The organism is Paraeggerthella sp., assembly GCF_048427265.1.
Taxonomy (GTDB): Bacteria; Actinomycetota; Coriobacteriia; order Coriobacteriales; family Eggerthellaceae; genus Paraeggerthella; species Paraeggerthella hominis.
The window spans coordinates 1-8235 of sequence record NZ_DBFOSR010000114.1 but is presented as its reverse complement, the minus strand read 5'-3'; the positions used below and the strand labels follow the sequence as shown (position 1 = coordinate 8235).

Here is an 8235-nt window from a genome sequence, read left to right as displayed (position 1 = left end):
GGGCAGCCGACGTACTTCTCGAGGATGGCCTCGAGCGTGTCGTTCATCTCGCGGACCTTGATGCCGTCGCCCTCGGGGGTGATCTCGAACACGGTCAGCGGGCCCATGATGCCCGGATGGATGGTGAACTTGTCCACGTCGATCTGGGTGAACACCGTGTCGAGGTGCATCATGGCGCGGTTGTTCGGGATGTTGAACGCCAGGATGGTCTCGACGGGGCTGGTCTCGTCATGGAAGATGTTCTTAGCGATCTGGTCGATGGCGTCGGGCTCCGTACGCTGGGAGATGCCGATGGCCAGAACCTTATCGTTGATGTTGAGAATGTCGCCGCCCTCGATGTGGAACGTGTTGTAGCGGCTGTAGTACTCGGGGGTGCCCTTCAGCATGGGATGGTACTTGAAGATGTACTCGCCGTAGATGGTCTCGCGGTTGCGCGTCTCGGAGTACATGCGGTTGATGGACACGCCGTTGCCGATCATCGCGAACGGGTCGCGGGTGAAGTACAGGTTCGGCATGGGCTTGACGACCATCTTAGAAGACTCGGAAACCAGGTCAACCAGGGAGTTCGACTTGTCGGTGTGCAGCTCGGTCAGGTTGATGCCCTCCATCGTCTTCAGGACGAAGTCCTTGGCATCGGGGTAGTTCTCCTGCAGGTAGTCGAAGATGATCTTCTGGTAGCGCTCCGTGCGGATGCCGGCCTCTTCGATCCACTGCTTCAGGAACTGCTCGCGCAGCGCGGGGTCGGCCTCCAGAACCTCGGCCATAAGATCTTCGAGGTAGAACACTTCAACGCCGTTGTCGCGCAGAGCCTGCGCGAAGGCGTCGTGCTCCTCCTGGGCGACCTTCAAGAACGGGATGTCGTCGAACAGCAGCTCTTCGAGCGTGTTCGGCGTCAGGTTCAGAAGCTCTTTACCCGGGCGGTGCAGCAGGACTTGCTTCAAAGGCTTGATTTCGCTTTTGACGTTTACTCCAGCCATTGCAACCCTCCTTCTTCCTTTCGTCGGGCCCCGGCGTCTTGCCGGGGCCTGCCGTGCCTCACGTGAGGCTATCTTCGCCAAGTTCGCGCCTCGGCGGCGATACCTCGGCGCGTTGGCTCCACCATGCGCCCTGGAGGTTGTGAAGAAAAGATGTAAAGGGGGTGTATCGATAGATGGATAGAGGGTGTACTCGTGCTGCAAGCCGCCCTACACCTTCGATAAACCCCAGGTGATCGCTTGATTAATATATCCTGACCATTTTTCTTCCTAAGGTTGCCAAAGAGAGGGTAATGCCGTCCTAAACGCAAGGCGTTGCTGTATCATGGGAGCTGGTTCCCGACAATGCGAGAGAACTGAACGGAAGGGAAGGTAGTTGCCTGTGGGTCTCGTGCTCTTCCATGTCACCCTTATTGTGTTGTTGATATCGATCCTTGCTTCGGCCATGTGTCTTTCGGCGTACTTGGTTTCGCGCAAGCGGTTGATGCTGTTCGCCTTTTTCGCGTTTCTGTTCTATTTCTTCGACGTCGCGTTCGTCTTTCAGGACGAGTTTGTCTCGTATGTCCTTGGCTCCGAGCAGGGTCAAATCTATCTAGTTATACGATCACTGACCAATGTTATTACGGGCGGCGGGTTCCTTGTCTCGTTTTGGTTTTTGGTATGCGACTACCTGGGGGAAACAAGGCGCGCGCTTTTGGTGGCTCCGGGGGTTGTGTTCGCGGTGATGAGCGTGGCGGTGCTGGTGGCGCTGCCCGAGGGCGACTTGCAGCGTTTCTTGTTCTACGGCATGCGCGAGCTGTTCGTGTTCTGGATGCTGCTGTTCACGGGGTTTCGCTACTTCTCGTCGAAGGACGATGTCGAGCGCAGCCGCCTGTGGAAGCATCGGTGGCTGTACGTGATGGTGGCGGTTCTGAACACGGCCGTGCTGTTGGAGGACATGACCTTCTTCATGCTGCTGAACGAGCCTGTGATTCAGCTGGGCCCCATCACGTTTTCGGCTGAGCGCAACTATGCGGAAGAGGCGTTGCTGATGAGCTGCGCGTTCTTTGCAGGAAGGGATGCGCGCCGGGTTTTGCAGCTTCGCTTCGATCGTCCGCCGATGCGCGGCGATCAGCGGCAAGACGAGCAGATCAGCGAGAACCTTATGCTGTACGCGAAGCGCCATCAGCTTTCCGAGCGCGAGAGCGAGGTCCTACACCTGGTGTTGCTGGGGAAGGACAACCAGAACATCGCGTCCACGATGCACGTGGCGCTGAGCACGGTGAAGGTGCACGTGCACAACATCTTGCAGAAAACGGGCCGCACCAACCGCCAAGATTTGATCCAGGATTTCTGGAAGACGTCGTAGGGCGAGACGGCAGCGGTGGGTTGATTCGGCGACTCGTTTTGGGCGGCTGACCTGAAAACGGGCCGGCAATCACGCTTTTCCGTCTCATGCCGATTGCCTTGCCCGCGTGCCGCTTCGCTGTATACTCGCACGCTTTAATCTGCTAAAGTAAATCGGTCATTATGCCAGTTGCAGGCCTAGAAGGCCCGTAATGGAATCGGACGTGCCGGGGGGACGGCATGTCTGCTGCAGGCATATCGTTGCTTTAAGGGCTAAGAAAGGAGTGGGTATGAGCAGTACGCTGGTTCAGAAGTTCAAGAACGTCGGCCCGGGCGCACTGGTTGCCGCCGGCTTTATCGGTCCCGGCACGGTTACGACGTGCACGGTTTCCGGAGCAAGCTATGGCTACACCATGCTGTGGGCACTGCTGTTCGCCACCGTTGCGACCATTATCTTCCAGGAGATGGCGTCGCGCGTTGGTATTGTTTCGGGTAAGGGTTTGGGTGAAAACATCCGCGATCGTATTCCGAACAAGATTTTGATGTGGATTGCGATCGTGATTGTTATCATCGCCATTTTCGTGGGCAACATTGCTTACGAAACGGGCAACATCACGGGCGGTATTTTGGGCATTCAGGCTGTTGCGCCTGATGTTCCGATGATCCCCATCGTTGTGGTTCTGGGTATTTTGGCGTTCGCCGCCATGTGGATCGGCTCGTACAAGGTGGTCGAGGTCATCCTCACGGCTATCGTCGTGTTCATGGGCGTCGTGTTCTTTGTGACGGCCCTTGCTTCCAGCCCGGATTGGGGCGCCATTGCGACGGGCCTGTTCGTCCCCACGCTTCCGGAAGAAGGCTCGAAGGGCATCCTGACGGCAGTGGGCCTGATTGGGACCACCATCGTGCCGTACAACCTGTTCTTGCACGCGTCCGGCGCTTCCGAGCGCTTCAAGGATCCGGAGCAGGTATCCGACGCTCGTTTCGACACCGTTTTGAGCATCGGCCTGGGTGGCATCATCTCCATGGCGATTCTGATTTGCGCCGCCGCGAACATCTACGGCACCGAGGCAACCGTGGCCAACGGCAAGGACATGGCGCTTGCGCTGCAGCCTTTGCTCGGCTCGTGGGCTACGTGGATGATCGGCCTGGGCCTGCTGGCCGCCGGCTTCTCCAGCGCCATCACGGCTTCGTTCTCTGCTGCGTATGCGGTGAACGGCGTTCTGGGTTGGAAGAAGACGACCAAGGATATCCGCTTCAAGGCTATCTGGATTATCGTGCTGGTGGCTGGTTGCTGCATGGCCATCGTGCTGGGCAAGAGCCCGACCGAGCTTATCCTGGTTGCGCAGGCCGCAAACGCCATTCTGCTTCCCATCATGGCGTTCTTCGTGCTGTACTGCGCTAACGGCAAGGATCTGGGCAAGTGGAAGAACCACGTGTTCGCGAACTGCGCGGGCGTGGTCATCATCGTCATCACGCTGTTCATGTGCTATCGCAACATGTCGAGTTTCTTGGCGTCGCTTCAGAAGCTTATCGGCGGCTAACGCCTTCCCCTGTTGCTTGAGTTACGCGCGCCCGCCCTCTTGGCGGGCGCGTTGCGTTTTCGGGCTCGCGACCTGTTCTGGGCGTGAGGCGCACGGGAAGAACGCCGCCCGTTATGCGGTCGCGCGCCGGGCTCGATGCGTGCGGTGCAGGCTTTGGCGCGAAATTGCGGGTCTGCGCTCTCGGTCAAGAGCCTTCGGCAACCGTTGAATTCGTTGCGTTTCGATGACCTGGCATGTTGGTGCAAGCGCTCAAAACAACTGCGGCTGGTGGGTCGGTTGGGGAGCGCAGACCCGCAATTTCGCGCCAAGTTTTGCGTCGTGGGCTGTCGAACTGTTGCCGGAGCGGCCCCGGATGGCCTGCTTCGCGTGGTTCCGCCGGGGCTTTCGGGGGCTTTCGGCGTTGGGGGGCATTCTGCCTCGCTCGGACGCGAGCGAGACGCCCCGAAACGCAGCCGACCGGACGACGCTGGTTTCGGCCTGTCGCCGTGCAAGGATTGGCGCGCGGGTTCGCTCGGGCTCGTCAAGGTGTTTTTTCCAGATGGTGCATGCGCCCCTATGGCATTGGTATGTTTCGTTTTGGATAACAGTTGACCAAGCCCTCTTTCGGCAAGGTATTATGAGCGCGAAACAAGAGCATAGTGTCTCAACGACCGAAGGAGCAAGTATGGAATCGAACATCGTCGAGCAAGCGCACGCTTACCGCAACCGTCTTTTCCCTGGATTCGACTCGCCGTTTTCCGTCACCGACCCGGAGTTTCAGGAGCGTTTCGACGCATTCGCTTTCGGAGAGGTTCCGGCAAGCGACAACCTTGACGACAAGACAAGGCTGATGGCTATTTTGGCGGCGCTTGTGGGGTGCCGGGGCATCGAGGCTTTTCAGGCTATGGCCAAGGGTGCGTTTAACGTGGGAGTTACCCCTGTTGAGGTGAAGGAAATCGTCTACCAGGCTGTTCCGTATCTGGGGCTTGGGTGCGCGCTTCCGTTTTTGCATGCGACCAACGAACTGCTGGAGCATCGTCTGGTTTCCCTGCCGCTTGAGGGCCAGGCTACAACCACGATGGCTACGCGTGCGGAAGCTGGCGCCAAGAAGAAGGCCGAGTTGTTCGGGGCTGATGCGGTGGGAACGGTTGCGTCGGGATATGCGGACGCGGCTCGCATCGACGGCTGGGTGGAATCCCATTGCTTCGGAGATTGCTACACGCGCACCGGTCTTGACGATGCTCAGCGCGAGATGGTCGCTTTTTGCTTTCTTGTTGCGCAAGGGGGGTATGACGAGCAGTTGACCGGTCACGCGCGAGCCAACATGCGTTTGGGGAACGACGCAGGGTTCCTGGTCAGCGTCCTGGCGCAATGCGTTCCCTACATCGGATACCCGCTTGTTCTGGATGCGCTTCGCTGCGTGGAACGCGCTGCTGCCGCGTTCGAGGATGCTGACGCGTAGGTTTTGTATTGTGCGGGAGCGCGAAGTGCGCGTTCCCGCTAACTTTGGCTGCGAAATAGGTCGTTCTTGTTCGACCGGGCTGGCTTTCGACGGAGGCTTCGCGCTCTTTCTGCGCGGGGCCTCCGCTTGTTTGTTGGCGGCTGGGTCGGGCGCGGGCCCCAATGCCCCGCTGCTCGCAGCGTTGAGGCCGCTGATCCCAAATTCTTGCACCTCATCTCTTCGATCGCGTATAGTCTTGGTTGCCTTCTTGGACGGTCGGGCTATTCTGCCGGCTCGACCTTCTGCACCAAGAGCGGCTCATATATTGCTAACTGAATAGGCTTCGAGGGAAGCCGACGGGTCGCTTGTCTGCTGCGCCCCGTGCGTTCTGCACCGCTGCTTGCTGTCGAACAATCCGCACCTTCCAATGTAAGGGCGCGCTTTGCGCCGCCTTCGATTGGAGGCGTGCTGTCGCGCGGTTTTTCGCTTGCGCTGCGTTTGCGCGCAAGGCGAAACGTATGCGCGGTTTTGAAGGGAAAGGTGTTGTTGTGGATCTGCTGAATCAAAAGAAAGGCCTGCTTGCCGTGGGGGTGGTTGCAGGGGCCATGCTCGCGTTGCTTGCTTACTTCGGGAATCCGGCGAACATGGCCATGTGCGCGGCGTGTTTCATTCGCGATACGGCTGGCGCGTTGAAGCTGCACAGCGCATCCGTCGTGCAGTATTTCCGCCCCGAAGTGGTGGGCTTGGTGGTGGGCGCGTTCGTGATCGCCCTGGCCACGAAGGAGTACCGCTCCACCGCGGGGTCGTCCCCGATGATCCGTTTCGTCTTGGGGTTCATCATGATGATCGGCGCGCTGGTGTTTCTTGGCTGTCCGCTGCGCATGGTCATTCGCATGTCCGCGGGCGACCTGAACGCTTACGTGGGCCTGATCGGCTTGGTGCTGGGCATCGCGACGGGAACGCTGTTTCTGAAGAAGGGGTATTCGCTGGGGCGGGAGCGCGACACGAACAAGTCTGCGGGCGCCGTGCTTCCCCTTGCGCTAGCCGCGCTGATGATCATCGGGTTGATCGCGGGCGTGTTCGCCGCCAGCGAGACGGGGCCCGGCAGCAAGCACGCCCCCGTGCTCATTGCGCTGGCTGCTTCGCTTGTTGTGGGCATGTTGGCGCAGAAGGCGCGCATTTGTTTTGCGGGCGGTGTGCGCAACGTCATGCTCATGCGGGATTTCGACCTGCTGCTTCCCATTGCGGGATTGTTTGTGGTCATGCTTGTATACAACCTGGTCACAGGCAATTTCAAGCTTAGTTTCGAGGGTCAGCCCATCGCTCATTCCCAGCATCTGTGGAATATTCTGGGCCTGTATGCCGTTGGATTCGCGGCGGTGCTCGCCGGCGGCTGCCCGCTGCGCCAGATGACGCTGGCGGGTCAGGGGTCATGCGATGCCGCCGTCACGTTTTTGGGCATGCTGATCGGCGCGGCGTTCGCCCACAACTTCGGCTTGGCTGGCGCGGCGGCTTCGGCGGCTACGGCGGAAGCCGCAGCTGTGGCGGGCGGTCCTGCGCTGGCGGGGCAGATCGTGCTGGTAGGGTGCATTGCCGTGCTGTTCGTGATTGGCGCAGTCAACCTGCGCAGCAAACAGAAGAGCGCGGGCATTGCGGCGGCGTCGTCGGCATCGGCAAGCGTTGAGGACGCATCCGCCGCAGCGGCGAACTAGACACGAAGGGAGCAACTATGATCGAAGTGGACGCGCGGGGCCTTTCGTGCCCGGAACCGGTGATGATGGCCATGCAAGCCGTGAAAGCACACTCCGGGCAATCGGTTCGCGTGCTGGTGAGCACGGCTATCGCGCGCGACAACGTGATGGCAATGGCGCGCAGGAAAAAGAAGACGGCCGCGGTCGAGCAGATCGGCGACGATTTCGCCATCGTGATCGAGTGACGGCGAGGTTGGCATGCGGACGAAATCCCCGGTTCTTGTGGTTGCGTTCGGAACCACGACGGATGCGATGGCGATGGAGCAAGCGGGAAGGCGACGCGGTTTGCAGGGTCGGTTGATTCCCATACCGCGCCAGCTATCTGCGGGCTGCGGTCTGGCCTGGCGGGAGCCCGCATGCAACGGTCAGGCGCTGCGCCACGTGCTGGAAGCCGAGCGCATAGATTTCGACGGCCTGCATAGCATGGAGCTGTAGGGCTGTGGCCGCAAGTCGGCGTTGATGCATCAGGGGAGGTCGCGATTGATTCGCATCCTCCCCTGATTCGCTTTGCCGTGTTATTGCGCGCCGACCGGCTTGATGACGATGCCGTCCTCTTCGAGCGCGCTGCGCGTGCGGCTGACGAACGCGAGGGCGGTGGGGGAGTCTCCGTGCACGCAGATGGTGTCGGGGTGCAGATCGATCAGCTTGCCCGTTACCGAAAGGATGGCCCCGTCTCGAATGGCGTTCTTCACGCGCTCGATAGCCTGCTCCTCATCGCGAATGAGCGCAGCGGGATCGTTGCGGTTGACCAGCTTGCCCTCGTCGGTGTAGTTGCGGTCGGTGAAGAACTCCTCGGCCGTGATCAGCCCTTGCTTGCGGCCCGCGTCAACGAGCGCGCTGTTCGCCAGCCCGACCAGAACCAGGTTCGGATTCACGTCGAAGACCGCTTGCGCCAGCGCGGCAGCTAAGTCGGGGTTGATGGCCGCATGATTGTAGAGCTGCCCGTGCGGTTTGACGTGCGCAAGCTGCACGCCTTGCGCCTGGCAGAACGCTTGAAGCGCGCCGATTTGGTACACCATGTACGCGTACGCCTCGTCGGGCGACAGGTTCATGTCGCGGCGACCGAAACCTTGCAGATCGGGGTAGCCCGGATGCGCGCCGATGGCGATGCCGGCGTCCTTTGCCATGCCGACCGTCTTGCGCATGACCATCGGGTCGCCTGCATGCTGTCCGCACGCGACGTTCGCGCTTGAAACAAGCGGAATGATCTGGTCGTCCAGTCC

The 8235-nt window shown here is 60.1% G+C and carries 9 protein-coding genes; 6 read left to right on the top strand and 3 right to left on the bottom strand.

The features are described from left to right. On the bottom strand, window positions 1-977 hold a 977-nt coding region (locus tag ACMNI9_RS10030; protein WP_418831914.1), incomplete at its 3' end, for an arginine deiminase family protein. 379 nt (window positions 978-1356) lie between these two features. On the opposite strand from ACMNI9_RS10030, the gene ACMNI9_RS10025 reads away from it, so the two are divergent. The 3 genes from ACMNI9_RS10025 (at window position 1357) to ACMNI9_RS10015 (ending at window position 5282) form a co-directional block, all read left to right on the top strand. Next, window positions 1357-2322, top strand: a complete 966-nt coding sequence (locus ACMNI9_RS10025; protein ID WP_114567338.1) for a helix-turn-helix transcriptional regulator — start codon at window positions 1357-1359, stop codon at window positions 2320-2322. A 268-nt stretch (window positions 2323-2590) separates the two neighbouring features. Continuing rightward, window positions 2591-3841 carry an Nramp family divalent metal transporter gene (locus ACMNI9_RS10020; RefSeq protein WP_114567317.1) on the top strand — a complete coding sequence of 417 codons (1251 nt, stop codon included), beginning with the start codon at window positions 2591-2593 and terminating at the stop codon, window positions 3839-3841. 664 nt (window positions 3842-4505) lie between these two features. Beyond that, on the top strand, window positions 4506-5282 hold the full coding sequence (locus ACMNI9_RS10015) for a carboxymuconolactone decarboxylase family protein (protein WP_418831912.1): 777 nt from the start codon (window positions 4506-4508) through the stop codon (window positions 5280-5282). A gap of 260 nt (window positions 5283-5542) precedes the next feature. On the opposite strand, the gene ACMNI9_RS10010 is transcribed toward ACMNI9_RS10015, so the two are convergent. Beyond that, window positions 5543-5827, bottom strand: a complete 285-nt coding sequence (locus ACMNI9_RS10010; protein WP_418831910.1) for a hypothetical protein — start codon at window positions 5825-5827, stop codon at window positions 5543-5545. On the opposite strand from ACMNI9_RS10010, the gene yedE reads away from it, so the two are divergent. From yedE to ACMNI9_RS09995, 3 genes are read left to right on the top strand one after another with little or no spacing between them, the layout of a single operon-like run. Further along, window positions 5810-6973 (top strand): YedE family putative selenium transporter, encoded by a 1164-nt coding sequence (yedE, locus tag ACMNI9_RS10005; protein ID WP_418831909.1) that lies wholly within the window; start codon window positions 5810-5812, stop codon window positions 6971-6973. The two genes, ACMNI9_RS10010 and yedE, sit on opposite strands and share 18 nt — an antisense overlap. Before the next feature lie 17 nt (window positions 6974-6990). After that, complete coding sequence (locus ACMNI9_RS10000) at window positions 6991-7197, top strand: sulfurtransferase TusA family protein (protein WP_114567314.1); 207 nt, start codon at window positions 6991-6993, stop codon at window positions 7195-7197. A gap of 13 nt (window positions 7198-7210) precedes the next feature. Continuing rightward, on the top strand, window positions 7211-7447 hold the full coding sequence (locus ACMNI9_RS09995) for a DUF3343 domain-containing protein (protein ID WP_114567313.1): 237 nt from the start codon (window positions 7211-7213) through the stop codon (window positions 7445-7447). An 80-nt stretch (window positions 7448-7527) separates the two neighbouring features. On the opposite strand, the gene ACMNI9_RS09990 is transcribed toward ACMNI9_RS09995, so the two are convergent. Then, window positions 7528-8235, bottom strand: a 708-nt coding sequence (locus tag ACMNI9_RS09990; RefSeq protein ID WP_418831907.1) for a LamB/YcsF family protein, incomplete at its 5' end; no start/stop codon positions are given.

Bases quoted from the DNA above. Each gene is read 5' to 3' on its own strand.
- ACMNI9_RS10000 (WP_114567314.1), top strand. From the start codon at position 6,991: ATGATCGAAGTGGACGCGCGGGGCCTTTCGTGCCCGGAACCGGTGATG.
- ACMNI9_RS10015 (WP_418831912.1), top strand. From the start codon at position 4,506: ATGGAATCGAACATCGTCGAGCAAGCGCACGCTTACCGCAACCGTCTT.
- ACMNI9_RS09995 (WP_114567313.1), top strand. From the start codon at position 7,211: ATGCGGACGAAATCCCCGGTTCTTGTGGTTGCGTTCGGAACCACGACG.
- ACMNI9_RS10020 (WP_114567317.1), top strand. From the start codon at position 2,591: ATGAGCAGTACGCTGGTTCAGAAGTTCAAGAACGTCGGCCCGGGCGCA.